25 protein-coding genes are annotated in these 24,025 nt (G+C 67.3%); 4 read left to right on the forward strand and 21 right to left on the reverse strand.

Features of this window, described 5'->3' with window-relative positions:
• Window positions 1–41: 41 nt before the first annotated feature.
• Genes paoC through paoA form a run of 3 tightly spaced genes read right to left on the reverse strand, consistent with a single transcriptional unit; the run spans window position 42 to window position 3,861 of the window.
• Window positions 42–2,243, reverse strand: coding sequence for an aldehyde oxidoreductase molybdenum-binding subunit PaoC (gene paoC / locus ACWYRN_RS24360; protein ID WP_488690368.1), 2,202 nt, complete (start codon window positions 2,241–2,243; stop codon window positions 42–44).
• A 2-nt stretch (window positions 2,244–2,245) separates the two neighbouring features.
• The gene (locus tag ACWYRN_RS24365) at window positions 2,246–3,199 is read right to left on the reverse strand and encodes an FAD binding domain-containing protein (protein WP_488690369.1); all 954 of its coding nucleotides are present in this window, start codon (window positions 3,197–3,199) and stop codon (window positions 2,246–2,248) included.
• On the reverse strand, window positions 3,196–3,861 hold the full coding sequence (gene paoA, locus ACWYRN_RS24370; RefSeq protein WP_488690370.1) for an aldehyde dehydrogenase iron-sulfur subunit PaoA: 666 nt from the start codon (window positions 3,859–3,861) through the stop codon (window positions 3,196–3,198). The genes ACWYRN_RS24365 and paoA overlap by 4 nt, the downstream gene beginning before the upstream one ends.
• Window positions 3,862–4,051: 190 nt before the next feature.
• Here paoA and ACWYRN_RS24375 point away from each other — a divergent pair, with 190 nt between their 5' ends.
• Window positions 4,052–5,371 (forward strand): amidohydrolase, encoded by a 1,320-nt coding sequence (locus ACWYRN_RS24375; protein ID WP_488690371.1) that lies wholly within the window; start codon window positions 4,052–4,054, stop codon window positions 5,369–5,371.
• A 4-nt stretch (window positions 5,372–5,375) separates the two neighbouring features.
• On the opposite strand, the gene ACWYRN_RS24380 is transcribed toward ACWYRN_RS24375, so the two are convergent.
• Window positions 5,376–6,095: an SIMPL domain-containing protein gene (locus tag ACWYRN_RS24380; RefSeq protein ID WP_488690372.1), complete on the reverse strand. Its 720-nt coding sequence runs from the start codon at window positions 6,093–6,095 to the stop codon at window positions 5,376–5,378.
• 143 nt (window positions 6,096–6,238) lie between these two features.
• Here ACWYRN_RS24380 and ACWYRN_RS24385 point away from each other — a divergent pair, with 143 nt between their 5' ends.
• Together ACWYRN_RS24385 and ACWYRN_RS24390 are read left to right on the forward strand one after the other, a co-directional pair.
• Window positions 6,239–6,622 (forward strand): BlaI/MecI/CopY family transcriptional regulator, encoded by a 384-nt coding sequence (locus ACWYRN_RS24385; RefSeq protein ID WP_229436643.1) that lies wholly within the window; start codon window positions 6,239–6,241, stop codon window positions 6,620–6,622.
• Window positions 6,619–7,881, forward strand: coding sequence for a M56 family metallopeptidase (locus tag ACWYRN_RS24390; protein ID WP_488690373.1), 1,263 nt, complete (start codon window positions 6,619–6,621; stop codon window positions 7,879–7,881). The genes ACWYRN_RS24385 and ACWYRN_RS24390 overlap by 4 nt, the downstream gene beginning before the upstream one ends.
• Window positions 7,882–8,240: 359 nt before the next feature.
• Here the strand turns inward: ACWYRN_RS24390 and ACWYRN_RS24395 are convergent, their stop codons facing one another.
• Window positions 8,241–8,891 (reverse strand): 3-oxoacid CoA-transferase subunit B, encoded by a 651-nt coding sequence (locus tag ACWYRN_RS24395; RefSeq protein WP_488690374.1) that lies wholly within the window; start codon window positions 8,889–8,891, stop codon window positions 8,241–8,243.
• Window positions 8,892–8,912: 21 nt separating this feature from the next.
• Entirely contained in the window at window positions 8,913–9,611 is a 699-nt protein-coding gene (locus ACWYRN_RS24400) for a CoA transferase subunit A (RefSeq protein WP_488690375.1), read from the reverse strand.
• A gap of 145 nt (window positions 9,612–9,756) precedes the next feature.
• On the opposite strand from ACWYRN_RS24400, the gene ACWYRN_RS24405 reads away from it, so the two are divergent.
• Entirely contained in the window at window positions 9,757–10,317 is a 561-nt protein-coding gene (locus tag ACWYRN_RS24405; RefSeq protein WP_488690376.1) for a LuxR C-terminal-related transcriptional regulator, read from the forward strand.
• A 69-nt stretch (window positions 10,318–10,386) separates the two neighbouring features.
• On the opposite strand, the gene ACWYRN_RS24410 is transcribed toward ACWYRN_RS24405, so the two are convergent.
• The 15 genes from ACWYRN_RS24410 to ACWYRN_RS24480 all read right to left on the reverse strand — a co-directional run bounded on the left by ACWYRN_RS24410 (window position 10,387) and on the right by ACWYRN_RS24480 (window position 24,019).
• Complete coding sequence (locus tag ACWYRN_RS24410) at window positions 10,387–11,007, reverse strand: 4'-phosphopantetheinyl transferase family protein (protein WP_488690377.1); 621 nt, start codon at window positions 11,005–11,007, stop codon at window positions 10,387–10,389.
• A gap of 16 nt (window positions 11,008–11,023) precedes the next feature.
• Entirely contained in the window at window positions 11,024–11,464 is a 441-nt protein-coding gene (locus tag ACWYRN_RS24415) for a heavy metal-binding domain-containing protein (protein WP_488690378.1), read from the reverse strand.
• A gap of 108 nt (window positions 11,465–11,572) precedes the next feature.
• A complete protein-coding gene (locus ACWYRN_RS24420; RefSeq protein ID WP_488690379.1) occupies window positions 11,573–12,154 on the reverse strand; it encodes a hypothetical protein in 582 nt (193 codons plus the stop codon).
• Window positions 12,155–12,157: 3 nt separating this feature from the next.
• Window positions 12,158–13,405 carry a beta-ketoacyl-ACP synthase gene (locus tag ACWYRN_RS24425; protein ID WP_488690380.1) on the reverse strand — a complete coding sequence of 416 codons (1,248 nt, stop codon included), beginning with the start codon at window positions 13,403–13,405 and terminating at the stop codon, window positions 12,158–12,160.
• On the reverse strand, window positions 13,402–14,136 hold the full coding sequence (fabG, locus tag ACWYRN_RS24430; RefSeq protein ID WP_488690381.1) for a 3-oxoacyl-ACP reductase FabG: 735 nt from the start codon (window positions 14,134–14,136) through the stop codon (window positions 13,402–13,404). Before fabG ends, ACWYRN_RS24425 begins: the two co-directional genes overlap by 4 nt.
• Window positions 14,133–14,591 carry a hotdog family protein gene (locus ACWYRN_RS24435; protein ID WP_488690382.1) on the reverse strand — a complete coding sequence of 153 codons (459 nt, stop codon included), beginning with the start codon at window positions 14,589–14,591 and terminating at the stop codon, window positions 14,133–14,135. The genes fabG and ACWYRN_RS24435 overlap by 4 nt, the downstream gene beginning before the upstream one ends.
• Window positions 14,588–15,781: a beta-ketoacyl-ACP synthase gene (locus ACWYRN_RS24440; protein WP_488690383.1), complete on the reverse strand. Its 1,194-nt coding sequence runs from the start codon at window positions 15,779–15,781 to the stop codon at window positions 14,588–14,590. The genes ACWYRN_RS24435 and ACWYRN_RS24440 overlap by 4 nt, the downstream gene beginning before the upstream one ends.
• Window positions 15,778–16,329: a DUF3261 domain-containing protein gene (locus ACWYRN_RS24445; protein ID WP_488690384.1), complete on the reverse strand. Its 552-nt coding sequence runs from the start codon at window positions 16,327–16,329 to the stop codon at window positions 15,778–15,780. Before ACWYRN_RS24445 ends, ACWYRN_RS24440 begins: the two co-directional genes overlap by 4 nt.
• Window positions 16,307–18,691, reverse strand: a complete 2,385-nt coding sequence (locus ACWYRN_RS24450) for an MMPL family transporter (RefSeq protein WP_488690385.1) — start codon at window positions 18,689–18,691, stop codon at window positions 16,307–16,309. The genes ACWYRN_RS24445 and ACWYRN_RS24450 overlap by 23 nt, the downstream gene beginning before the upstream one ends.
• Window positions 18,692–18,693: 2 nt before the next feature.
• Window positions 18,694–19,296: an outer membrane lipoprotein carrier protein LolA gene (locus ACWYRN_RS24455; RefSeq protein WP_488690386.1), complete on the reverse strand. Its 603-nt coding sequence runs from the start codon at window positions 19,294–19,296 to the stop codon at window positions 18,694–18,696.
• Window positions 19,293–19,727 carry an acyl-CoA thioesterase gene (locus ACWYRN_RS24460; RefSeq protein ID WP_488690387.1) on the reverse strand — a complete coding sequence of 145 codons (435 nt, stop codon included), beginning with the start codon at window positions 19,725–19,727 and terminating at the stop codon, window positions 19,293–19,295. Before ACWYRN_RS24460 ends, ACWYRN_RS24455 begins: the two co-directional genes overlap by 4 nt.
• Window positions 19,720–21,291, reverse strand: coding sequence for an HAL/PAL/TAL family ammonia-lyase (locus tag ACWYRN_RS24465; protein ID WP_488690388.1), 1,572 nt, complete (start codon window positions 21,289–21,291; stop codon window positions 19,720–19,722). The genes ACWYRN_RS24460 and ACWYRN_RS24465 overlap by 8 nt, the downstream gene beginning before the upstream one ends.
• On the reverse strand, window positions 21,278–22,213 hold the full coding sequence (locus ACWYRN_RS24470; RefSeq protein WP_488690389.1) for a lysophospholipid acyltransferase family protein: 936 nt from the start codon (window positions 22,211–22,213) through the stop codon (window positions 21,278–21,280). The genes ACWYRN_RS24465 and ACWYRN_RS24470 overlap by 14 nt, the downstream gene beginning before the upstream one ends.
• The gene (locus tag ACWYRN_RS24475; RefSeq protein ID WP_488692883.1) at window positions 22,204–22,950 is read right to left on the reverse strand and encodes a glycosyltransferase family 2 protein; all 747 of its coding nucleotides are present in this window, start codon (window positions 22,948–22,950) and stop codon (window positions 22,204–22,206) included. The genes ACWYRN_RS24470 and ACWYRN_RS24475 overlap by 10 nt, the downstream gene beginning before the upstream one ends.
• Window positions 22,943–24,019 carry a class I SAM-dependent methyltransferase gene (locus ACWYRN_RS24480; protein WP_488690390.1) on the reverse strand — a complete coding sequence of 359 codons (1,077 nt, stop codon included), beginning with the start codon at window positions 24,017–24,019 and terminating at the stop codon, window positions 22,943–22,945. The genes ACWYRN_RS24475 and ACWYRN_RS24480 overlap by 8 nt, the downstream gene beginning before the upstream one ends.
• Window positions 24,020–24,025: the final 6 nt, after the last annotated feature.

The raw sequence follows: 24,025 nt of genomic DNA on the forward strand, positions 1-24,025 counted from the left end.
CCCGTCCACGCGTCCACCTTACGCCCGCCTTACCCGGCCGCTCACGCGCTGATCGTCATCTTGCTCATCAGCTTATCCAGCGTCACCGGATAATCGCGCACGCGCACGCCGGTGGCGTTGTAGATGGCATTCGCCACCGCCGCCGCCACGCCGCAGATCCCCAGCTCGCCCACGCCCTTGGCCTTCATCGGCGAGGAAATCGGATCGGTCTCGTCGAGGAACACGACTTCCTGGTGCGGGATGTCGGCATGCACCGGCACCTCGTACCCGGCCAGGTCGTGGTTCACGAAGAAGCCGCGCCGCTTGTCGACCACCAGGTCTTCCATCAGCGCCGCCCCCACGCCCATGGTCATGGCGCCGATCACCTGGCTGCGCGCCGACTTCGGGTTCAGGATACGGCCCGCCGCGCACACGGCCAGCATGCGCCGTACCCGCACCTCGCAGGTGGCAACGTCCACGCCGACCTCCACGAAGTGGGCGCCGAAGGTCGACTGCTGGAACTTCTTGTCGAGGTCCCCGTACTCCATGGTGTCTTCGCCCACCACTTCGCCACCTTGCGCCGCCTGGCGCAGCGGCAGCGAGCGTCCGCCCGCGCGCACCGAACCGTCCACGAATTCGGCGGTCGCCGGGTCCAGCCCCAGCTTGCCGGCCACCGCTTCGCGCAGCTTGACGCAGGCCGCGTACACGCCGGCGGTGGAGCTGTTGCCGCCCCACTGCCCGCCCGAGCCGGCCGATACCGGGAAGGTCGAATCACCGAGCTTGACCACCACCCGCTCCAGCGGCACGCCCATCATCTCGGCCGCGGTCTGGGCGATGATGGTGTAGCTGCCGGTGCCGATGTCGGTCATGTCGGTCTCCACCGTCACCATGCCGTTCTGGTCGAGACGCACGCGCGCCGCCGATTTCATCACCATGTTGTTGCGGAAGGCCGAGGCCACGCCCATGCCCACCAGCCAGCGGCCGTCGCGCACCTTGCCCGGCTGGGCCTGGCGCCTGTTCCAGCCGAAGCGCTCGGCGCCCTGGCGCATGCACTCGACGAAGCGGCGCTGCGAGAACTTGCGGCCCGGCTTTTCCGGGTCGCTGGTGGTGTCGTTGATGATGCGGAACATCACCGGGTCCATCTTCAGCTTTTCCGCCATCTCGTCGATGGCGATTTCCAGCGCCATCATGCCCGGCGCCTCGCCCGGCGCGCGCATCGCGTTCGCTTCGGGCAGGTCGAGCACGGCCAGCTTCAGGCGCGTCAGGCGGTGGGCGCCGGCGTACAGCAGGCGCGTTTGCTGGACCGCCGTTTCCGGCTGGCCGCCCGGCAAATCGCCGGACCAGCTTTCGTGCGCGATCGCCGTGATGCGGCCTTCGCGCGTGGCGCCGATGCGGATGCGCTGGATGGTGGCCGGGCGGTGCGTGGTGTTGTTGAACATCAGCGCGCGCTGCAAATTCACCTTCACCGGACGGTTCGCCGCGCGGGCGCCCAGCGCCGCCAGCACTGCCTCGGAACGCAGGAACAGCTTGCCGCCGAAGCCGCCGCCGATGAAAGGCGAGATCAGGCGCACGTTCTCGACCGGGATGCCGAGCGTTTTCGCCATGTCCTTGGTGCCCCAGTTGATCATCTGGTTCGAGGTCCACAGGGTCAGCTTGCCATCCTTCCAGGACGCGATCGAGGCATGCGGCTCCATCATCGCGTGCGACTGGTCGGGCGTGGTGTAGTTGGCGTCGAGCTTCACCGGTGCGTTGGCAAAACCGCTGTCGAAGTTGCCGAACTTCGATTCCGGCTTGTCTTCCTTCTTCGGCAGCTGGGCCTTGCCCTTGGCCTTTTCCAGGTCGTACTCGCCCTTGCTCTCGGCATAGGTCACGCGCACCAGCGGCGCCGCGGCGCGCGCCTGCTCGAAGGTCTCGGCCACCACCACGGCCACGGCCTGATGGTAGTGCTGCACTTCCGGGCCGGCCAGCAGCTTCGCCGTGTTGTAGTCGCCCTTTCCCAGCTTGCCGGCATTCTCGGCGGTGACGATCGCGATCACGCCCGGCGAGCGGCGCGCCGCCTCCAGGTCGATCGAGACGATGCGGCCCTTGGCGATCGTGGCGCCGACCACGTAACCGTAGGCGGCGTTCGGCGCGGCCTCGTGCTGCTCGTAGGCGTAGCGCGCGGTGCCGGTGGTTTTCATCGGACCGTCGATGCGGTCCACGGGTTTGCCGACCACCTTCAACTGGTCGATCGGGTTGGTGGTGGCGGGGGTATCGAATTTCATGGTTATCCTTTCTTCGCTTCCGCCAGCACGGACTCCAACGTGCGCTGGACCAGGGTCACCTTGAACGCATTGTCGGCGGTCGGCTTGGCGCCGGCCAGCAGGCGTTCGACGACGGCGTTCGCGCCGCCCGGCATGCTGGCATCCGCGCCCGGCACGCGCCAGGGCTTGTGGGCGACGCCGCCCAGCGCCACGCGCCCGCTGCCGTCGGGCTGCACGACGGCAGCCACCGACACCAGGGCAAACGCGTAGGACGCGCGGTCGCGCACCTTGCGGTAGAAGTGGCGCCCGCCGAGTGGACGCGGCAGGGTCACGGCGGTGATCAGTTCGCCGGCCATCAGCGAGTTCTCGATGTGCGGCGTGTTCCCCGGCAGGCGGTAGAAGTCGGCAATCGGGATCACGCGCGTGCTGCCATCGGGCTTCACGGTCTCGACGCCGGCGTCAAGCAGCTGCATGGCCACGGCCATGTCGCTCGGGTGGGTGGCGATGCAGGCCTCGCTGTGGCCGACAATCGCGTGGTTCCGGTTGTAGCCGCCGATGGCCGAGCAGCCGCTGCCCGGCACGCGCTTGTTGCAGGGCTGCGCCGTGTCGTAGAAATAGGGGCAGCGGGTGCGCTGCAGCAGGTTACCGGCGGTGGTGGCCTTGTTGCGCAGCTGGGCCGAGGCGCCGGCCAGCAGCGCGCGCGACAGCACGGCGTAGTCGCGACGGATGCGGGCGTCGCTCGCCAGGTCGACGTTCAGCACCTGGGCGCCGATGCGCAGGCCGCCCTGCGCGGTCGCCTCGATCTTGTTCAGGCCGAGGTGGTTGACGTCGATCAGGTGGGTCGGCGTTTCGATCTCGAGCTTCATCAGGTCGAGCAGGTTGGTGCCGCCGGCGATGAAGCGCGAACCCGGGGTGCGGGCGGCGGCGGCCGCGGCTTCGGCCGGGGTGCTCACGCGCTGGTAGGTAAAGGCCCTCATGCTTTTCCTCCGGCGACTTCGGTAATCGCATCGACGATGTTCGAATAGGCGCCACAGCGGCAGATGTTGCCGCTCATGCGCTCGCGGATCTCGTCGATCGACAGCAGCGGTTTCTGGTTCAGGTCGGCCGTCACGTGGCTCGGCACGCCCTGGCGGATTTCGTCCAGCACCGACACGGCCGAACAGATCTGCCCCGGGGTACAGTAGCCGCACTGGTAGCCGTCGTGTTTCACGAAAGCGGCCTGCATCGGATGCAGCTTGCCGGGCTGGCCCAGGCCTTCGATGGTGGTCACTTCCGAGCCGTCGTGCATGATGGCCAGGCTGAGGCAGGAATTGATGCGGCGACCGTCGACGATGATGGTGCAGGCGCCGCACTGGCCCTGGTCGCAACCCTTCTTGGTGCCGGTCAGGTGCAGGTTCTCGCGCAGCACGTCGAGCAGCGAGGTGCGGGTGTCGACGGTCAGCGCGTGCGCCTTGCCATTCACGCGCAGCGTCACCTTCGAGGTGACGGGGGCGCTGGCCGGCACGGCGGGCGTGGCGGCGTTGCCGGCGTTCGGCGTCTGGGCGATTGCGCCAAGGGGCACAGCGGTCGCGGTGGCCGCCAGCGCGCCGGTCTTCAGCACATTGCGCCGCGCGATGTTTGTTTCGATGGAGTCGTCCATGTCGGTCCTTCCAGGGTATTGGGTCGTATTGACGTGGCGCTGCCTGCGGCGGCGCAGCACGGCACTTATATTAAAGACATTCTTGCAGGCGCGCGGCACGCTAGACTTTTCGTCACTCTTGCTCATTCCGTGCACGGAAGATGTATCATTTTGGAAACCTCAGCCGTTTCCATCGAAAAGGAAATCCATCGTGATCCCTCGCCTGCCCCACGCCGCCGCGCTCGCCGCCACCCTCGCCCTTTCCCTCCCGGCCCAGGCCCAGCTGCCAGGCGCCCTGAAAACCCAGGTCTCGTCCAGCGTGAACAGCGCCTGGCCCGCGCTGGAAGGCATCTACAAGGACCTGCACGCGCACCCGGAACTGGCGTTCCAGGAAACCCGCACCGCCGGCAAGCTGGCGGCGGAAATGCGCAAGCTCGGCTTCACGGTCACGGAAAAGGTCGGCAAGACCGGCGTGGTGGCGATCTACAAGAACGGCGCCGGCCCGACCGTGATGGTGCGCACCGAGCTCGATGGCCTGCCGATGGAAGAAAAGTCCGGCCTGCCCTATGCCAGCCGCGCAAAGGCCACCAGCGAGGGCCGCGAAAGCTTCACCGCCCACAGCTGCGGCCACGACATCCACATGACGTCCTGGCTGGCCACGGCGCGCACGCTGGTGAACATGAAGTCGCAGTGGAGCGGCACCTTGATGTTCGTCGCCCAGCCCGCCGAGGAAACCGTATCCGGCGCCAAGGCGATGCTGGCCGACGGCCTGTTCACGCGCTTCGCCAAGCCCGACTATGCGTTCGCCCTGCATTCCTGGCCGCTGGCCCACGGTACGGTCGGCTACAACGTCGGCGCCGTGTCGTCGAATTCGGATGCGATCGAGATCGTGTTCAAGGGCCGCGGCGGCCACGGCTCGGCGCCGGACAAGGCGGTCGACCCGATCGCCATCGCCGCGCGCTTCGTCACCGACGTGCAGACCGTGGTCAGCCGCGAAAAGGACCCGAAGGAGTTCGGCGTGGTGACCATCGGCGCCATCAACGGCGGCACGGTCGGCAACATCATTCCCGACAGCGTGCAGGTGCGCGGCACCATCCGCTCCTACAGCCCGGCGGTGCGCGCCAAGCTGCTCGACGGCGTGAAGCGCATTGCGCTGGCGTCGGCGGCGATGGCGAACGCGCCGGCGCCGCAAGTGGAGCTGATCCCGGGCGGCACCGCCATCGTCAACAGCGAGGCGCTGGTGCAGCAGCTCGAACCCGTGTTCAAGGATGCCTTCGGCGACGCCAACGCCCAGCGCATGCCGGCCATGACCGCCAGCGAAGACTTCTCCCAGTTCGTCGACCAGGGCGTGCCTTCGGTGTTCTTCTTCACCGGCGTGTACGATGCCAAGGACGTGGCGGAAGCGGCGCGCGAGGGCGGCAAGCCGATCGCCTTCAACCACTCGCCGTTCTACGCGCCGGTGCCGGAGCCGTCGATCAAGACGGCGGCGCAGGCGATGAGCCTGGCGGTGCTGAATGTGCTGAAGCGCTGAGGCCTTATTCGAGCCTGAACACCACGTCGACCGGCTGCATCAGCTTCAGCGCCTCGATGGCGAGGAAATCGCTCCTTGCCACCTCGGCCCCGGCGCCGCGGCGCGAGCTGAAATCCTCGCGCAGCAGGCCCATCGCGTAACCGACGTTCTTCACGCCGGCCGGGGTGACGGCGGTGACCGGGCCGAGCTTGCGGCGCGCGCCCCTGGCGATGATCTCGGCGCGGCGGCGCGCTTCGCGCAGGGCGTTCGCCATCAGCTCGGCCTCGACCTCCTCGCGCTGGCTGGAGTCGAACGAGGTGGCGAAGCTGCCCAGGTTCGGCATGTCGAGCAAGGGGCCAACCACGCCGGCCCACTTCGACAAATCGCGCATGTTGATGTGGACGCTGGAGCGCAGTTCGTACACGGGTGCATCCAACTGCCCATCCTTCTTCTGCTCCTTGCGCACGTCGCGCGTTTCCATGTCCTCCAGTGGCACGCCCTGCGCCTGCAACAACGCGCGCACCTCGGCGATGCGGGTCTCGACCGTGGTGCGCGCCAAGGCCGGGTCGGCGCCACTCGCCGAAATCTCGAAGTCGATGGCGCCGATGTCGGGCACGCGGTACACGGACGCGTCGGCGCTCACGTGCACGAAGGGATAGGCCGGCAGGGGCGACGCGCCCGCAATCGTGGGGATGGCGGCGATGGCGGCACAGGCAAGCGCAGAGGCGGCGAAGCGTTTCAGCATGGAGTCTCCAGGTGGCGAATGTGGGTCCAGCATAGGTCAATCTAGACAGTTATGTCTACAACTTTCATCCAGCAATCGAATCACGTAGACAAAGATTTCTAGACAAGCTATTCTGGATGCGACCGTCATTCAAGGAAAGCGCCATGCCAAGCCCATCCGATCTCCCGAAGCCGACCGCGGCCGAACTCGACCTGCTGCAGGTGCTGTGGCCGCTCGGCGCCGCCACCGCGCGCCAGGTGCATGAAAGCATGCAGAAGACCCGGCCCGACGTCACCTATGCCACCGTGCTGCGCCTGATGCAGATCATGCACACCAAGGGCCTCCTGATCCGCGACGAAAGCGAGCGTTCGCACGTGTATGCGCCGGCCCAGCCGCAGGATTCGCTGCAGACCAACCTGCTGAAGGACCTGATGCAGCGCGCCTTTGCCGGCTCGGCCAAGGCCCTGGTGCTGGCTGCGCTGAAAAGCGGCATCTCGAAGAAGGAGCGTGCCGAGATCGAGAAGCTGCTGAAGGAGGACAAGGAATGACGCTGCCAATGTTCGTCTCCCAGCTCGGCTGGGTGCTGCTCGACTTTGTCTGGCAGGGTGCGCTGGTCGGCTGCGAAACCGCGCTGCTGCTACTCGCCCTGCGCAATGCGCGCGCCGAAACGCGCTACCTGGTCGCCTGCAGCGGCCTGCTGCTGTGCCTGTTGTGGCCGGCCGCCACGCTGGTGCTGCGCCTGTCGCATGGCGCGGACGCCGGCGCTGGCGCCCTGCCCCTCGGCCCCTTGCTGGCCGGCGGCGCGACGCAAGCCGATAGCTGGCGCGCTATCTTGCAGGGCAACCTGTCCTGGATGGTCGGCGCCTGGGCGCTTTGCGCGGCGGCCCTGGCCCTGCGCATGGTGCTCGGCCTGTTGTGGATCGGCCGGGCGGCGCGCCGCGAGGGCGGCAACGCGCAGTGGCAGGCGCGCCTGGACACGCTGGCGCACGGCTTCGGCATTGCCCGTGCGGTGCGCCTGCAGGTCGTCGACGGCCTGGCCAGCCCGGTCACGGCCGGCTGGTGGAAGCCGGTGGTGCTGGTGCCGGCGGCCCTGGTGTCGGGCATGCCGCCGCAGCTGCTGGAAGCCCTGCTGGCGCATGAACTGGCGCACGTGCGCCGCTGCGACTACCTGGTCAACCTGGTGCAGAGCGTGATCGAGACCCTGCTCTTCTACCACCCGGCCGTATGGTGGATCTCGCACCGCATCCGCGTCGAGCGCGAACACATTGCCGACGACCTGGCCGCGCGCCGGATCGGCGAACCGCGGCGCCTTGCCCTGGCGCTTTCCGAACTGGAGAAACTCCAGTTCTCCAACAACAAACTGGCCATGGCGGCCAATGGAGGAGATCTCATGCAACGCATCAAACGACTGGTCCGTCCCGACACGCAAGCCCTGAACTGGAAGGCGGCGATTCCCGTGCTGGGCTTGAGCGCCACCCTGCTGGTCGGCTGCGCCCAGACGCCGGTGGCCGACAGCGCGGCCGACGCCGTCACCACGCCGCCGCTCGCACAGTTCAACAGCTGCGCCAAGCCGATGTACCCGGCCGAAGCACTGGCCAAGCGGCTCCAGGGCACGGTGACCTTGCAGTTCAAGGTCGAGACTGACGGCAGCGTGCAGGACTCGAAGGTGATGAAGTCGAGCGGGGATGCGTCGCTGGACGAAGCGGCGCGCGTGGCGATTGCCAAGTGCACCTTTACGCCGGCAACGGTGAACGGCAAGCCGAAGGCGGCGTGGGCACCGGTGCAGTACGTGTGGTCGGTGGAGTAAGAAGCGCCTCGACCGGCAGTGGTCCGATTCGTTGAACGATAGCCTGCGGCATCAACCGTACGGTGGGCACCCCGTGCCCACGCGGAAGGATGATCATCGTTAGCGCGTGCCGTATCGAGATCGAAGCGGATTGCCGGCGTATGAGAAGCGTCTCGCGAACGTCTCCAGCATGCTTGAAGCCACGGAGCGAATAGTCGCAGCAGCGGACGATGGATGCGCACGTAACCGCGTGGGCACGGGTGCCCACCGTACGTTACCGCCAGCGAATCCGGTCGTACCTCGATCATGCGCGCGCAGCCGCTGTAAACGACAAAGGGCGCTGATATGTCAGCGCCCTTTTCATTCAACGCGACGAAGGATTACACCGCCGACACGTCCAGCTCCGCCCCGGTCGCCGCCAGCACGTCTTCCTTGCTGACACCCGGCGCCAGCTCCACCAGCTTCAGCCCGGTGCCGGTCACGTCGATCACGCCCAGGTCGGTAATGATGCGGTCCACCACGCCCACGCCGGTCAGCGGCAGGTCGCACTTCTTGAGGATCTTGTGCGAGGTGCTGCCGTCCTTGGCCGTGGCCACGTGTTCCATCACCACGACCACGCGCTTGACACCGGCCACCAGGTCCATCGCGCCGCCCATGCCCTTCACCATCTTGCCCGGGATCATCCAGTTGGCCAGGTCGCCGCCTTCCGACACCTGCATCGCGCCCAGGATGGCGAGGTTGATCTTGCCGCCGCGGATCATGCCGAAGGAATCGGCCGAGCTGAAGTAGGAAGCGCCCGGCAGTGCGGTGACGGTCTGCTTGCCGGCGTTGATCAGGTCGGCGTCGACGGCGTCGTCCGTCGGAAACGGGCCGATGCCCAGCAGGCCGTTTTCCGATTGCAGGAAGACTTCGATGTCCTGCGGCACATAGTTGGCGACCAGGGTCGGCAAGCCGATGCCCAGGTTCACATAAAAGCCGTCCTGCAGCTCTTTCGCTGCGCGCGCGGCCATTTCGTCACGAGTCCATGCCATGTTCTGTCTCCGAATGATCTTTTAGTTGGCGCGCACGGTGCGCTGTTCGATGCGCTTTTCCGGCGTCGGGTTATGGACGATGCGGTGCACGAAGATGCTTGGGGTGTGCACCTGGTCCGGGTCGATCTCGCCGATCTCGACCAGTTCCTCGACTTCCGCGATGCAGACCTTGCCCGCGGTGGCCACGTTCGGATTGAAGTTGCGCGCGGTCTTGCGGAACACCAGGTTGCCGGCCTTGTCCGCCTTCCAGGCTTTTACCAGCGAAACGTCGGGCACCAGCGCGTGCTCCATCACGTAGTGTTCGCCATTGAATTCGCGCGTTTCCTTGCCGTCGGCGACGATGGTGCCGTAGCCGGTTTTCGTGAAGAAGGCCGGGATGCCGGCGCCGCCTGCGCGCAGCTTCTCGGCCAGCGTGCCTTGCGGGGTGAATTCGAGTTCGAGTTCGCCGGCCAGGAACTGGCGTGCGAATTCCTTGTTTTCGCCCACGTAGGAGGCGATCATCTTCTTGATCTGGCGCGTTTCCAGCAACTGGCCGAGACCGAAGCCGTCCACGCCCGCGTTGTTGGAAATGGCCGTGAGTTGCTTGACGCCCGAATCGCGCAGCGCTTCGATCAGCGCCTCGGGAATGCCGCACAGGCCGAAGCCGCCGACGGCAACCATCTGGCCGTCTTGCACGACGCCGGCCAGCGCCGATGCCGCGTCTGGATACACTTTGTTCATACCCGTCCCTTTTATGAGTTAAGCCCGGAAAGCTCTTTATGTCCTGCAGAGTAGAGCGAGCCAGCATAAAATACGCTTGCGCAAAGCACAATACCGTAGAAATACCGCCTCTCGCGGAACTCCTTCCCCAGTCGACCTGCATCAGATGAATTCATCATACGCCATTGATTACGAAATGATTTTCCAGCATGCCCCGGTCGGCATGTGCATTTCGGTGAACCGTGTGATCCAGTCCGGCAATGTAGCGCTGGCATCGATGTTCGGCTACGCGCGAGGCCAGCTCGACGGCCAGTCCTTTGCCGTGCTGTATCCCACCATGGATGAATTCCTGCGCACGGGCGACCGCATCGTGCCGATCATGAATGCGCGCGGGCGCTATTCCGACGAGCGCATCATGCGCCGCGGCGATGGAGAATTGTTCTGGTGCCACGTGACCGGCCGCTCGCTGGACCCGGCCGAGCCGCTCGGCGCCGGCGTCTGGACCTTCGAGGACGTGAGCGAAAAGCGCCCGGTTACGGCCGAGCTCACGCCGCGCGAACGCGAGATCGCGGCGCTGCTGGTGGAGGGAAAAACCAGCAAGATCATTGCCCGCGAAACCGATCTCAGCCCACGCACGGTGGAGATGCACCGGGCGAAGTTGATGAAGAAGTTTGCGGCATCGACCTCATCGGAGCTGGTGCACAAGCTGGTGGGTGTGGCGCGCTAAAGTCCTCGGATCGATAACTCCATTTCCGGAGTGATTACACTCCGAAAGCGGAGCACAGTGGCTTGTTACTCAGGCGTTTGAATGCATGCCGCGCAGGTCGATCATGGCTGGTTCCACGTCGAGCGCCGCCACGCTGCTCAGCACGAGCGCCAGGCCAGGAAAGGCGTGGAAGATGTCGTGCACACCCTGGCAGCCCAGCTTGATATGGGCTTCGTAGCGGCACCACATGCGATAGAAGGCGTCTGCACGCGCGGCCGCGTCCAGGGCCCGCAACTGCCCTGCTTCCTCCGGCCCGAAGGCCTGTTCGGCAATCGCCAGCACGTCGCGCGCGGGATCGATGCGTTCGATGTCGAGCCCCACCGGCCCCGTCAAACTGACCGCGCAGGCCACCCACTGCCCGCTGTGCGAAATGCTCAGGCCAAGCCCCGGCCGTTCGGGAAAGGCCAGTGCCGGTGCATTGCCCGGCCTTTCGGTCAAGGCAACTGCGTGCGCCGCGACACCCAGCAGTTCGCCCAGCGCCATGCGCAGCAGCACGCGGCCAGCGACGAACTGGCGCCGCCGCTCGGCGCGCACGAAACGCTCGTGCCGCAGGCGCTCGGCATCGTTCAGCCAGGCGGCGCCGACCGCAAACCAGTCGTCGTCCAGCAGCGCCGTATCGGCCAGCCACAGCAGCGCAGTGATCGTCGCCATGGCTGCCTCCTGCTGCTTACTTGAGCTTGACGAAATCTGCCTTCAGCGCCACGCCCGTCATCATCGCGCCATCGTGGCATTCGAACTCGGTCTCGCTCGAGTTCTCGATGTTCTTGTAGTTGCTGACGATATTCACGACCGCGTTCGCGCCGAGTTCCTGGGCACGCGCCTTCAAGCGCAGCATGGCCGACAGGAAGGCCCAGTTGCAGGACTTCTCGGGCGACTTGCCGAAGGAATTGGTCTTCTGGCTGGTCTGGTCGGTGCCCAGCTTCTTCAGCACGGCCGGGGTCTTCTGCTTGCCGAAGTAGAACTTGACGTCGTCGCCGAGGCGGGACTGGGCGTCGTTGTCGGCCATGGCGGCGTCCAGCGGCATCATCAGCTTGGTGTCGCGCGCCTGCGCCGGAAGGGTGCTGCCGATGGCGGCGATGGCGGCGACGGTCAGGATCAATTTTTTCATGTTGTTTTTCGCTTGTGGATCGGTGGAAGAACACCGGCAGCGCTGCCCTGCCGCCGGCACTGTGAAAGCGGACAGGATCGTCCGCCGTGCTGCAATGACGCCGGAAGCTTAATTGACGGCTGCGTCGTCGGCGCCGGTCGGGCCGCCCACGGCCTGGTCGTAGTTGGCGATCACGTAGCTGCTGGCCAGCTTGGCCACGCGGGTCAGCATCAGGTTGTCCTGCACGCCCAGGGTAAAGCCGCCGCTCATCGCATTCGCGCGCTGGAAGAATTCCGGCGTGGCGATCACCTTGCCGGTGTTGTCGCGGAAGGTCACGCGCATCAGCACGCCCGAGCTGCCGGCCAGCGGCCCGAGGAACACGCGCTTGGTGGTGCTCTTGAACGACATCTCCTCGACGACCGGTTCCACGGTCAGCGTGCGGCCGTTGGCCGGGCGGCTGTTCCACTGGGCCAGCGACGGCGCCAGGTCCTTGTCCAGGTTGGCAGCGATCTTGCCCAGCGCGGCCGGGTTGCCCTTGTAGCCTGGCGCGTAGGCGACCGGCTTCACGTCGATGCGGCCATAGGACGAGAACGCGGTGGCCGGAGCCGGGTTATGCGACGACGAGGCCTTGATCTTGGTGGCGCAGCCGCTGACGAGCGGGAGCGCCACGGCGACGGTGGCGGCGAGAAGGATACGGCGGGTGTTCTTCATGATTTATCTCTCTTGATTGTTGGAAGACCAGCGTTTGAAAATCAGGGAGGTGTTGATGCCGCCGAACGCAAAATTGTTCGACATGACGTACTCGCATTCGAGGCGCCGTCCCTCGCCCCGGATGTAATCCAGTTCCCCGCACTCGGGGTCGACATCAATCAGGTTCAGCGTCGGCGCGAACCAGCCTTCGCGCATCATCTCGATGCTGAACCAGGCCTCCAGCGCGCCGCAGGCGCCCAGGGTGTGGCCCATGTAGCTCTTCAGGGAGCTGATCGGCATGCGGCTGCCGAACAGCGCGTGCGTGGCCTGGGTCTCGGCCAGGTCGCCCTGCTGGGTGGCGGTGCCGTGTGCGTTCACGTAGCCGATCGCGTCCGGCGCCAGGCCGGCGTCGTCGAGCGCCAGCTGCATCGCCACCTGCATCGTGGCCGCATTCGGCTGGGTCACGTGGGTGCCGTCGCTGTTGGTGCCGAAGCCGACCAGTTCGGCGTAGATGGTGGCGCCGCGCGCCAGCGCATGTTCGTACTCTTCCAGGATCAGGCAGCCGGCGCCCTCGCCGATCACCAGGCCGTCGCGCGCGCGGTCGAAGGGGCGCGGCGTGGCCTCGGGCGTGTCGTTGCGGGTGCTGGTGGCGAACAGGGTGTCGAACACCGCGGCCTCGGTGGCGCACAGCTCCTCGGCGCCGCCGGCGATCATCGCAAGCTGCTTGCCGCTCTGGATCGCCTCGAAGGCGTAGCCGATGCCCTGGCTGCCCGAGGTGCAGGCCGAGGACGTCGTGAACACGCGCCCGGTCACGCCGAAGAACACGCCGATGTTCACCGGCGCCGTGTGCGCCATCATCTTGATGTAGGTGGTGGCGTTGATGCCGCGCGTGGTGCGCTCTTCCATCATGCGCCCGAAGTCGCCGATGGCGCTCGGGGTGCCGGCCGAGGAGCCGAACGACACGCCGACCTGGCCGCTACTCAGGATGGGATGGTCGAGCAAGCCCGCGTCCTGCAGCGCCAGTTCGCTGGCGCGGGTGGCGAGCAAGGCCACGCGGCCCATGCTGCGCGTGGTCTTGCGGTTGAAGCGCGGCGACAGTTCGAACGGCATGGCCGGCGCACCCAGGCGCGTGTTCAGGCCTTCGTAGTCGGCCCAGTCATCCATGCGCACGATGGCGTTCTGGTAGGCGCCGAGGCGCGCGCGGACCGTGGCCCAGTCGTTGCCGAGCGGGCTGATGCCGGCCATGCCGGTGACGACGACGCGGCGCTTCATGCCAGGCCTCCGTTCACCGACAGCACCTGGCGCGTGACGTAACCCGCGTCTTCCGACATCAAATAGCTCACCGCCGCCGCCACTTCGTGCGGCCGGCCGACGCGGCGCGCCGGGATCATCTTCAGCGCTTCTTCCATCGGTACCTCCTCGATCATGTCGGTCTCGATCAGGCCCGGCGCCACGCAGTTGACCGTGATGCTGCGCTTGGCCAGTTCCAGGGCCAGCGCCTTGGTGGCCCCGATGATGCCGGCCTTGGCTGCGCTGTAGTTCACCTGGCCGCGGTTGCCGACCAGGCCCGATACCGAGGCCATGGTCACGATGCGGCCGGGCTTGCGGCGCTGGACCATCGGCATCACCAGCGGGTTCAGCACATTGAAGAAACCGTCGAGATTGGTGCCCAGCACCTGGTCCCATTCCTCGCCGGTCATGGCCGGGAAGGCGGTATCGCGCGCCACGCCGGCATTCGCCACCACGCCGTAGTAGCAGCCGTGGGCCTCGATGTCGGCCAGCAGCGCGGCGCTCGCCGCATCGCGCTCGGCGATATCGAACTGCAGCACGCGCGCCTGGCCGCCATCGGCCTGGATACCGGCGGCGACCGCATCGGCTTCCTCGCGGCGGCTGCGGCAATGCACGACCACCGTGTAGCCGTCGCGCGCCAGGCGCTGGGCGATGGCCTTGCCGATGCCGCGCGACGAGCCGGTCACCAGCACACTCTTGTCCTTACTACTCATTCTGAACTCCGTTGCAAAAACTCTTCAACATTTTCTGGTTGGAAGACGGTGATCGTGGCCGTGGCCAGTTCCCGGCCCGTGGGGCCGTCTTCAATGCGGCAATCGAAGGCGCCCAGGCCGTTCTCGCCCTGCAGCGCGCGGTGCACGTGAATGGTGAGCACGCTGCCCAGCGCAAACGCCGGCACCGCGCAGGCGTAGCGCCGCGTGCCGAGCAGGAAGCCGACGCGCACCGGTTCGCCGCGCTGCGTGGCCAGGTAGCCCGCGTGCGCGGCCACCGCCTGCGCCATGTACTCGACGCCGACCCAGGCGCCGACCGCGCCATCGGCCAGGAACATGGTGTCAGGTCCGATGCGCACCTCGGCCGTCAGGTTTTCCTCGTCGGCCGACACAAAACTGCCGAGCAGCGACATGGCGCCGCTGTGCGGTACCAGGCTGTGGATGTCGGGCATGTTCATGCTTTTCTCCCGAACACCAGGGCCGCGTTCGAGCCGCCAAAGGCAAACGAATTGCTCAGCGCGTAGCGGATCGGGCGGTCCAGGCGCGCGCCGGGCGTGGCCACGTTCAATGCCGGCAGTGCCGGGTCGGCCGTGCCGTCCCACAGGTGCGGCGGCAGCTTGCCCTCCGGGTTATCGTCCTGCATCGCCAGCCAGCAAAAGGCCGCCTCCACCGCTCCCGCCGCGCCCAGCGTGTGGCCGGTGAAGGGCTTGGTCGAGCTCACGGCGACTTCATGACCGAAGAGTTCGGCCACGGCGCGCGATTCCATGGCATCGTTCTGCACGGTCGCGGTGCCGTGCAGGTTGATGTAGTCGATGTCGCCCGCCGCGATGCCGGCGCGGCGCAAGGCCTCGTTCATGGCGATGCGCGCGCCGCCGCCTTGCGGGTCGGGCGCCGACATGTGGTGCCCGTCCGAGGATTCGCCCCAGCCGCACAGGGCGACCGCCGCCGGCTCCCTGGTCATCAGGAACAGCGCGGCGCCCTCGCCCAGGTTGATGCCCTTGCGGCTGGCGCCGAGCGGATTGCACGGCACCTCGCTCACCGATTCCAGCGCGCTGAAGCCGGCCACCGTGAAGCGGCACAGCGTATCGACGCCGCCGCTGACCACCGCATCGACCAGGCCCATGCGGATCAAACGCGCGGCGCTGGCCATGGCCTTGGCGCTCGACGAGCAGGCGCTCGAATGCACATAGGCCGGGCCGGCGGCGCCGAGTTCGCGCGCCAGGAACAGGGCCGGCGAAGCCATCTCCTGCTGGCCGTAATGGAAGTCCGCGGGCAGCGCGCCCGTCTCCAGGTGCGCCGCCAATGCCGCTTCGGTGGCGCCCACGCCCGAGGTGCTGGTGCCGATGATGACGCCGACACGGCCCGCGCCATAACGCGCAATTGCGGCGTCCACCGCCGGGCGGATCTGCGCCAGCGCGGCCAGCGCCAGCGCGTTGTTGCGGCTGCGCAGGGGCAGCGGCAGGTGGTCGAGATTCGGCAGCACGGCCTCGGCCTGGCCCAGCGGCAGCGGGCGGCCCGGCGAGCAGGCGTCGGATACGGCCAGGCCCGAGCGCGCCTCATCCAGCAGGCGGCGCCTGATCGCCTCGCGCTCCGCGCCCAGCGCGCACACCAGTGCGCATTCGTTCAAATAGACCATCTCGGTTTTCATTCGCTCGCCGACACGATGGTCAGCTTGTATCGGTAGCGCTGGTTGTCCAGCACCGCGGTGCCCTGCCAGCGCGGCAGGCCGCTGTATTGGATCGTCGCCACGACTTCACCGTTCAGCTTCAGGGTGCGGCGCAGGCCTTCTTCGGAAATGGTCCAGCCGGCCGGCAGCACGCGCGCGATCTCGGCCACCGGCCACAGGGTCAGCTGCACGTCTTCGAGCACGTCGGCGGCGCGCACCTGGGCCGGCAGCATGGCGTGGCGCCATTCGGTGAGCTCCTTGCCGTCGTACTCCAGGCTCAGCACGCGCATGCCGAGCGCCAGGCCGACCAGGCTGACCTTGTTCGCGTCGACTTCGAGCGCGGCGTCGAGGTCGTTGGTATTCCCGGCGCGCTGCACGGTCAGGTGCTGCTGCACGCTGATGGTTTCGCCCAGCGCGCCCGGGGCCAGGCGCAGGCCAAGGCGCGCCGGGCCTTCTTTGGTGGCGCAGCCGCCGAGAGCGATGGCCGCAGCGAACAGCGCAACTGCCTTAAACGAGGACAGGCTTCGCATGGATGGTTTCCTTTTTCACGATGAAGCACGGGGCGGCGAACCAGACCAGGGTGGTCCCGACCAGCATGGTCATGCCAAAGGCCTGCAGGGCCGGCGTGCCGCTCAGGCCCAGCAGGCCGAATGCGAGGATGGCGCTGGCCGCCGACAGGCCCACCGCCAGCCAGGGCGCATCCCCGGCATGTTCGGTGTCTTCCTGCATGAAGATGCCGTAGTCGACACCCACGCCCAGCAGCAGCATCAGCGCCAGCACGTGGAACAGGGTCAGGCTCTGGCCGGCAAAGCCGAGGAAGGCAAGCGTGGCGATGCTGCCCAGGGCGGTCGGCGCCAGCACGCGCCAGGTGCGGCCCTTGTATCGCGGCAGCAGCACCAGGAACACCACCAGGTAGGCACCCAGCACCACCCAGCCCATGTCGGCGCGGTAGCGGCCCAGCACCGAGGAAATGCCGCCGACCTTGTCGACCCATTGCACGCCCTGCAGCCCGTCGCCCGCCTGGGCCAGCACCGGGATCGAGGCGTAGCGCATGCCGCGCAGGGCGACGATGCTGGCGTTCACGCCCTCGACTTCGCCCAGCCACAAATGGCGCCAGGGCTGGCTGGCCGGGGTGCGCATGAAGGCGTCCAGGTCCATGGGGCGGCCGTTGGCGCGCAGGTGTGCGGCGGTGGCCGCGGCCCATGCCGGGTCTTCGCCGATCTCGCGGCCGAGCGCGGCCAGCGGACCGTCCGCGTCCAGCAGCTTCTCGTTCACCAGCGCCAGGCGCGCGGCCTGCGTCTGCCGTGAGGGCACCCAGTTCGACAGCGCCTGGTAGCCGGCGATGTGGCCCTGGACGATCAAGGCATCCAGGCGCCGCTTGAGCGCTTCCTCGCGCTGTAGCACCTCTTCGGCATTCGCGCCGCGCACCAGGTAGTACTGCACCGGGCTTGGGGCGTCGAGCAGCTTGCCGAGCTTGATCTGGTCCCCGATCAGCCCGGGCGGCGAGGATTGCAGCGAGCGGATGTCGTCGTTGGTGGTCAGGCGCGACCAGCCCAGCGCCGCGAACAGGGCCATCGCGGCCAGCGGGAGCGTGGTGCGCCAGCCCTTCGCATAGCGCGGCCAGGCCAGCACCAGGCCACGGTAGCGGCGCGCAAGCCAGCCCGGCTTCAGGGTGTCGGCGTGGATCAGCACCGGGAACCAGCACACCACGGTCAGCCAGGCGAACACCAGGCCCAGGGCCGAGAACACGGCCATGTGGCGCAGGCCGGGGAAAGGCGTCAGGGCCAGGCCCAGGTAGCCGATGCCGGCGGCCAGCAGCGTGAAGCCGAGGCCAGGCAGCAGGCGGCGCAGCAGGCGCGGCGAATCGAGCGTCTTGTCGGCGCCGAGACGGTGGCAGAGGAAGTAGATGCCGTAGTCCTGGGCCACGCCGATCAGGCTGGCGCCGAACACCAGGGTCAGCAAGTGGATGCGGCCGAACAGCAGCCAGCACAGCGACAGCGCGCCGAGGAACCCCACGCCGATCGACAGCAGGGTCAGGCTGATCGGCTTGACCGAGCGGAAGGTGAGCCAGGTCAGCAGCACGATGCCGACCAGCGAACCGACGCCGATGGTGTGCACTTCGCGGCTGGCCTGGGCGCCGGCGGCGGCCGCGTGCAGGACCACGCCGGCGGTGATGATCTCGCTCGACGGCACGGCGTGCATCGCGGCGGCCTTGGCCGCGTCCAGCAGCGGCACCACGCTTTGCTGGGCGCCGAGCGAAAAGGCCGAGGGTTTCAGGGTGTAGGTGAGCAGCACGTACTCGCGGCCCTCATTTTCCCCATTCGCGGCCACGAACAGGCGGCCGTCGCGCGGACGCACCGGGGTCTCCCTGGCGCGCTCCTGGGCCCAGCCGGCGAACAGCCCGAAGGGGTCGTCGCGGAAGGCGCCGAGCTTGGGGCCGGAGAAGGCGCTGTACAAACGTGCCAGCGCGGACTCGGTCCAGAACCGGGCCGGCTGCTCGCGCAGTTCTTTTTCCTGCGCGGCGCCGATCAATACCGCCGCATGCGGCTGCAGGCTGGACAGCCAGTTGGCCTGGGATTCGTCGCCCATCGCATCGAACGTAATCAGCCCGGCATGCGGCTGTAGCACTTTGCGGTAGGCATCGGCGGCCTGCCCCGCGTCCTTCCATTCTTTTGCGCCGACCAGCACCACCACGCGCTGCTGGGCGCTGTCGACCATGTGGGTGAACGACTGCTGCAGCACCGGATCGCGCTCGTCGAGCGGCAGCAGCGCCAGGATGTCGGTATCCGGCGTAATGCGCTGGCCCAGCCACAGCCAGGCGTTATGCCCGAGCAGCAGGCAGACCACCAGCGCCCACAGCAGGGCCAGGCGCTTGCTTGCGTGTCCCTGCATGCTCACAGCAGCGCCGCCTCTTCCGGCAGCATGGCGCCGGCGCCGGTCTTGATGTCGGAGAAGGTGATGTCGGTACGGTCGCCGCTTTCCTCGGCCATGTGGATGGTGCGCACGTAGGCGCCGCCGTCGAGCGAGATGGCGCCGACCGCGCGCGCCAGCGCGGCATTGCGCGCCTTCAGCGACACCTTCCAGCTGTCGTTCGTGGCCGAGCCCTCGACCTCGAACAGCGCATCGAGCTGGCCCAGGTCGCCGGCCAGCAGCGAGAACAGGACGCCGTTAATCATGCGCACGGTCGGCTCCTGGCTGGCGTCCAGGCGCATCGCCACGCGCTCGCCCTGCAGGTGGACGATCTCGTCGCGTTTCAGGCGCAGCGTGTTCGGGAAAGGCTTCAGGGTGCGCCACAGCACGCCCTTGCCGGCCACCACGCAGAAGCGGCCGCTCGAGGCCAGCGGCTTCTTCATGCCGGCCAGGGTCTTGGTCTGGCTGAAGGTTCCGCACAACTGGTCCGGCTTGGCCAGCATGGCCCCGATCTTCGCAATCGGGGCAGCTGCATGGGCGCCGGCGCAGGCCAGGGCCAGCGTGGCAGCAATCAGGATGCGTTTCATGGTGCGGGTACTCCCAGTTTCTCGAACAGGATGGCGGGCGAGGCGAAGCACATCTCGCCGCTATGGACGTCGACCGCCACTTGCGTGGTGGTGGCACGGTTCAGGCGCTTGCCGCTGGCAGCGTCCGAAATCAGATAGTCGATGCGCAGGCGGTTTTCCCACTCGACGATCTCGGCGCGCAGCCGCAGGCGCTGGCCGAAGGTCGCCGGACCGGCATAGCGCAGGTTCATCTCGATGATCGGCCAGGCGTAGCCCGACTCCTTCATCTGCTCGTAGTTGTAGCCGATCTGGTCGAGCAGCGCGCAGCGCGCCACTTCCAGGTATTTCACGTAGTTGCCGTGCCAGACGATCTGCATCGGGTCGAGGTCGAAGAACTGGACCTGCATCTCGACTTCGGCCCACCAGCGGCTCGGTTCCTTCGATTTACGCATACAGGCTCCAGGCCTGGTCGCGGATGCGGCCCAGCAGCAGGCTCAATTCCGGGTCGAGGCGGCGGTCTTCCAGCACCGGCGCCACGTCCTGGCCGAGCAGGTCCATCATGCGCGCCAGCGGCGCCGGCAATGCACGCGCCGTTTCTCCATTCGTATCCAGGCGCTGGCGCAGCCACACGCCCTGGCGCACCGTGACCAGCAGCGCCGCCGCCACCTGTTCGGTCAGTTCCAGCACGCGCAGACAATCGCGCGCGGCAATCGTGCCCATGCTCACCTTGTCCTGGTTGTGGCATTCGGTCGAGCGCGAGAACACCGAGGCCGGCATGGTCAGCTTCAGCGCTTCAGCGGTCCAGGCCGAGGCGCTGATCTGCAGCGCCTTCAGGCCATGGTTGATGGCGGCGCGCTCGCCGGTCATGCCGGACAGATTGGCCGGCAAGCCCTGGCTGTAGCGGGCGTCGACCAGCAGCGCCATCTGGCGGTCGAGCAGGTCGGCCAAATTCGCCACCGCGTTCTTCATGCCGTCCATGGCAAAGGCGATGTGGCCGCCGTAGAAGTGGCCGCCGTGCAGCACGCGCTCGCCTTCGGCGTCGATGATCGGGTTGTCGTTGGCGCTGTTCAGTTCATTTTCGATGGACTCGCGGAAGAAGGGCAGCGCATCCGCCAGCACGCCGATCACGTGCGGCGCGCAGCGGATCGAATAGCGGTCTTGCAGGCGCTTGCCGTTGCGCTCCAGCTGGCCGGCATACTCCAGGTCCTGGCGCAGCCAGGCCGCGACATTCTGCATGCCGGCGTGGGGCTTGACCGAGAACAGGGTTTCGTCGAAGTGGTGATCATTGCCGTCCAGCGCGAACGAGGCCAGCGCCGTGATGCGCGTGACCAGGCGCGCCAGGTAGTCGGCGCGGTCCCAGGCCAGGCAGGCCAGGCCCGTCATGACGGCGGTGCCGTTCATGATCGCCAGGCCCTCCTTCGGGCGCAGTTGCAACGGTTCGATGCCGGCCTCCTTCAGTGCCTGGCCCGCCGGCACCTGCACGCCATTGCGCAGCACTTCGCGCTCGCCGCACAGCACCGCCGCCAGGTAGGACAAGGGCGTCAGGTCGCCGCTGGCGCCGACCGAACCTTCGCTCGGGATCAGCGGCAGCAAGCCGGCGTCGAACAGGCGCACGATCTGTTCCAGCAAACCGACGCTGACGCCGGAAAAGCCTTTCGACAGCGAGGCCAGGCGCGCGCCCATCACCGCGCGCGTCTGCGCCGGCGTGAGCACCGCGCCCAGGCCGCAGCCGTGGTAGGTGTACAGGTGGTGCGGCAGCTCGGCCACCAGCGACAGCGGCACGGCCACGGTGCAGGAGTCGCCATAACCCGTGGTCACGCCGTAGATGGCGCCGTCCTCGCGCAGCAGGCGGTCCAGGAAATCGGCACCCTTGGCGATCGCGGCGCGGAAGGCAGGGTCATCGGACAGCTCGGCGCGGGCCGTGCCGCGCGCCAGGTCGACGATGTCCTGCAGCGCCAGGCGCTCGCGGTCGAAGCGCACGGTGCGCTGCGGAGTATTGATGTCAGTGAGCTGCATGGACGGGTTCCGTTCCGGGTAGATGCCAAAAATCGTAGAAGTTGAACCACTCCAGCGGCGCCCGCCGGGCATGGTGTTCGAGGCGCGCGGCGTACTGCGCGGCCAGTTCGGCCAGCGCCGCTTCGCGCCCGCGGCGCGGCAGCGTCACGCGCTCGCGCAGCAGTTCGAAATGCAGTTCGTGGCCGCTGGCGAACAGCGCGTACATCGGGCAGCCGAGCACCGAGGCCATCACGTAGGGGCCGACCGGGAAAGCCGCGTCGTGGCCAAGGAAAGGGGCGACGGCCACGCGCGGGTTGTCGGACACCGGCACGCGGTCGCCGGCGATCACCACGAATTCGCCGCGCTCGATGCGCTCGGACAGCATCATCGCCATGGCCGGCGTCATCTCGGTCACCTGCATCAAATTCAGCTGGCTGCGCGGGTCGAGTTTCGCCAGCATGTCGTTGAAGGCCTGGGCGTGGCGGGTGTGCACCAGCACGTTGATTTTCAAGCCGGGCGTGCGCAGCGAGAGCGCGCGGCACAAGTCCAGGTTGCCCAGGTGGGCGCAGACCAGCAGCGCGCCGCGGCGCTCCCCGATCATGTTCCACAGCGGCTCGGCGCCGTGGATGCGCACTTGCTTGAAATCGTACAGGCCGCCCCAGAGCAGCATCTTGTCGAGGATGGCTTCGGCAAAGGCGCCGAAGTGGCGCAGCACGCCCATGACACCGCTCGGCGCGCCGGCGCGGGCCAGGTAAGTGGACGAGGCGCGGCGCGCCCGCCCCTGGGTCAGCACGTACCACGCCAGCACCGGATACAGCACCACGCGGAAGGGCCAGCGCCCGAACACGCGGCAGACCCAGAACAACAGGCGCATGCCGCCCACGAAGCTGGCTTCGTTGATGGCGGCCCAGTGGCGCGAATCGTGTGGACGGCTCAGCGCCATCTGCGCACCAGCAGGGAAGGAATACGCGGCAGCATGCCGAAGAACAGGGCCACGTGCATGCGTGTGATCAGGACGTTGTCGGTCCAGGCCTGGAAGTGGGACACGCCGTCTTCCGGGTATCCGACTTTCGTCGGCAGGTTCACGACCTCGACACCGTCCCAGTACAGGCGCACCAGGATCTCGATGTCGAAGTTCATGCGCAGGCCGAGGCGGCGGCGCTTGGCCAGCGCCAGCACCGGCGCCACCGGATAGACGCGGAAGCCGCACATCGAATCGCGGATCGCCAGCGACAGCGTGTTGATCCAGACCCAGACGTGGGTCAGGTAACGGGCGTACAGGCGCAGCGCCGGCACCGATTCGTCGTAGACCGGGCAGCCGGCCACCACCGCCTGCGGACGCGTACGTGCGGCCTCCAGGAAGCGCGGGATGTCGGCCACCGCATGCTGGCCGTCGGCGTCGACCTGCAGCACGTGGCTGTAGCCTTCGCGCGCTGCGCGCGCAAAACCGGTCAGCACGGCCCCGCCCTTGCCCTGGTTGACCGTGTGCCGTTCCAGCACCACGCGGCCCGGGTGCAGCGCGGCCAGGCGGTCGAGTTCGGCTGCGCAGGCGGGCGAGCTGCCGTCGTCGACCAGGATGCAGGGCATGCCGTAATCGAGCACCTGCGCCAGCACCTTGCCGATCGCATGCTCGTGGTTATAGACGGGAATGACGACGCAGGCGTTGAACACGTCAGGCAGCCCTGGCAAAGCGCAGCAGCGAGTGGCAGTAGCCGATGCCGTCGCGCGCGGTCACGAGTTCCAGGCCGGCCGCTTTGGCCAGGCGGATGTAGTCGTCGCTCTCGTACACCTTGCTGTTGCCGCTGGCGAGGTTGTTGAAGTAAGGCGAGGTATTGATCAGGCAGTAGGAGGCGATGTCGTAGCGCTGGCGGTCCCAGAAGGTGTCCATGATCAGGACCTGGCCGCGCGGGCCGAGGGCGGCAGCCGCCCGCTCCAGGATCGAGGCGATTGCCTCTTCCGAGAAGCAGCTCAGGAACTGACTCATCCAGATCACGTCCATGTCCGCTGGCAGCGCGGCAGCCTTGTCCAGCAGGTTCGTCGGATGCAGGGTCGCGCGTTCGCGCAGGCCGGCTTCCTGCAAATGCTTGTCGGCCACCGCCAGCTGGCCCGGCAAGTCGACCAGGTGCAGTTCGATGCCGGCGTTCGCCTGCAGGGCAGCCAGCGTGAACTTGCCGGTGTTCGCGCCGATGTCCATCACGCGGCTCGGCGCGGTGGCAAACACGTCGGGCAGGATGTCCGGGAAGGAGGTGTCCGAATAATAGTGGTCGAACGCGAACCAGCTGCTGCGCGCCGGTTCCGGCAATTGCGACAGGCCTTCATAAATGGTCGGCCACTCGCCGAAGACCTTCAGGCCCAGCGGCTTTTGCTGGTCCAGCGTCTGCTCGAGCGAGAACATGGCCTGGTAGCAGACGTCGTGGTTGAAGTCGATGTTGATTTGCGTGATCGGGTCGGTGAGGACGACGAAGCCGGCCTTGTCGAGCGCGTAGCTGCCCTCGCTCAGCAAGACCACGCCGGCGGACAGGCAGGTTTCCAGCACCACCTTCAGCACGTAGGGCGTCCATTGGCCGGTGGCCGCCAGCTCCTCGACCGACAGTCCCGCCTCGCCGGCATCGGCGATGGCCTGCAGCATGCCGCGCTTCCAGGCATAGCGCACGCACTGGAACACCACCGGGCCATAGGCGATCTTCTGCGCTTCGAAACGGGCTTCGAAGGCACTCTGGCGCTCCGGCGAAAACTTCTTGTTCAACATGCTGTA

This window comes from Massilia sp. BAP21, from assembly GCF_057801335.1.

Coding starts and splice junctions, on each gene's coding strand:
- paoC (WP_488690368.1), bottom strand. CDS start 2,243: ATGAAATTCGATACCCCCGCCACCACCAACCCGATCGACCAGTTGAAG.
- ACWYRN_RS24365 (WP_488690369.1), bottom strand. CDS start 3,199: ATGAGGGCCTTTACCTACCAGCGCGTGAGCACCCCGGCCGAAGCCGCG.
- paoA (WP_488690370.1), bottom strand. CDS start 3,861: ATGGACGACTCCATCGAAACAAACATCGCGCGGCGCAATGTGCTGAAG.
- ACWYRN_RS24380 (WP_488690372.1), bottom strand. CDS start 6,095: ATGCTGAAACGCTTCGCCGCCTCTGCGCTTGCCTGTGCCGCCATCGCC.
- ACWYRN_RS24385 (WP_229436643.1), top strand. CDS start 6,239: ATGCCAAGCCCATCCGATCTCCCGAAGCCGACCGCGGCCGAACTCGAC.
- ACWYRN_RS24390 (WP_488690373.1), top strand. CDS start 6,619: ATGACGCTGCCAATGTTCGTCTCCCAGCTCGGCTGGGTGCTGCTCGAC.
- ACWYRN_RS24395 (WP_488690374.1), bottom strand. CDS start 8,891: ATGGCATGGACTCGTGACGAAATGGCCGCGCGCGCAGCGAAAGAGCTG.
- ACWYRN_RS24400 (WP_488690375.1), bottom strand. CDS start 9,611: ATGAACAAAGTGTATCCAGACGCGGCATCGGCGCTGGCCGGCGTCGTG.
- ACWYRN_RS24405 (WP_488690376.1), top strand. CDS start 9,757: ATGAATTCATCATACGCCATTGATTACGAAATGATTTTCCAGCATGCC.
- ACWYRN_RS24410 (WP_488690377.1), bottom strand. CDS start 11,007: ATGGCGACGATCACTGCGCTGCTGTGGCTGGCCGATACGGCGCTGCTG.
- ACWYRN_RS24415 (WP_488690378.1), bottom strand. CDS start 11,464: ATGAAAAAATTGATCCTGACCGTCGCCGCCATCGCCGCCATCGGCAGC.
- ACWYRN_RS24420 (WP_488690379.1), bottom strand. CDS start 12,154: ATGAAGAACACCCGCCGTATCCTTCTCGCCGCCACCGTCGCCGTGGCG.
- ACWYRN_RS24425 (WP_488690380.1), bottom strand. CDS start 13,405: ATGAAGCGCCGCGTCGTCGTCACCGGCATGGCCGGCATCAGCCCGCTC.
- fabG (WP_488690381.1), bottom strand. CDS start 14,136: ATGAGTAGTAAGGACAAGAGTGTGCTGGTGACCGGCTCGTCGCGCGGC.
- ACWYRN_RS24435 (WP_488690382.1), bottom strand. CDS start 14,591: ATGAACATGCCCGACATCCACAGCCTGGTACCGCACAGCGGCGCCATG.
- ACWYRN_RS24440 (WP_488690383.1), bottom strand. CDS start 15,781: ATGAAAACCGAGATGGTCTATTTGAACGAATGCGCACTGGTGTGCGCG.
- ACWYRN_RS24445 (WP_488690384.1), bottom strand. CDS start 16,329: ATGCGAAGCCTGTCCTCGTTTAAGGCAGTTGCGCTGTTCGCTGCGGCC.
- ACWYRN_RS24450 (WP_488690385.1), bottom strand. CDS start 18,691: ATGCAGGGACACGCAAGCAAGCGCCTGGCCCTGCTGTGGGCGCTGGTG.
- ACWYRN_RS24455 (WP_488690386.1), bottom strand. CDS start 19,296: ATGAAACGCATCCTGATTGCTGCCACGCTGGCCCTGGCCTGCGCCGGC.
- ACWYRN_RS24460 (WP_488690387.1), bottom strand. CDS start 19,727: ATGCGTAAATCGAAGGAACCGAGCCGCTGGTGGGCCGAAGTCGAGATG.
- ACWYRN_RS24465 (WP_488690388.1), bottom strand. CDS start 21,291: ATGCAGCTCACTGACATCAATACTCCGCAGCGCACCGTGCGCTTCGAC.
- ACWYRN_RS24470 (WP_488690389.1), bottom strand. CDS start 22,213: ATGGCGCTGAGCCGTCCACACGATTCGCGCCACTGGGCCGCCATCAAC.
- ACWYRN_RS24480 (WP_488690390.1), bottom strand. CDS start 24,019: ATGTTGAACAAGAAGTTTTCGCCGGAGCGCCAGAGTGCCTTCGAAGCC.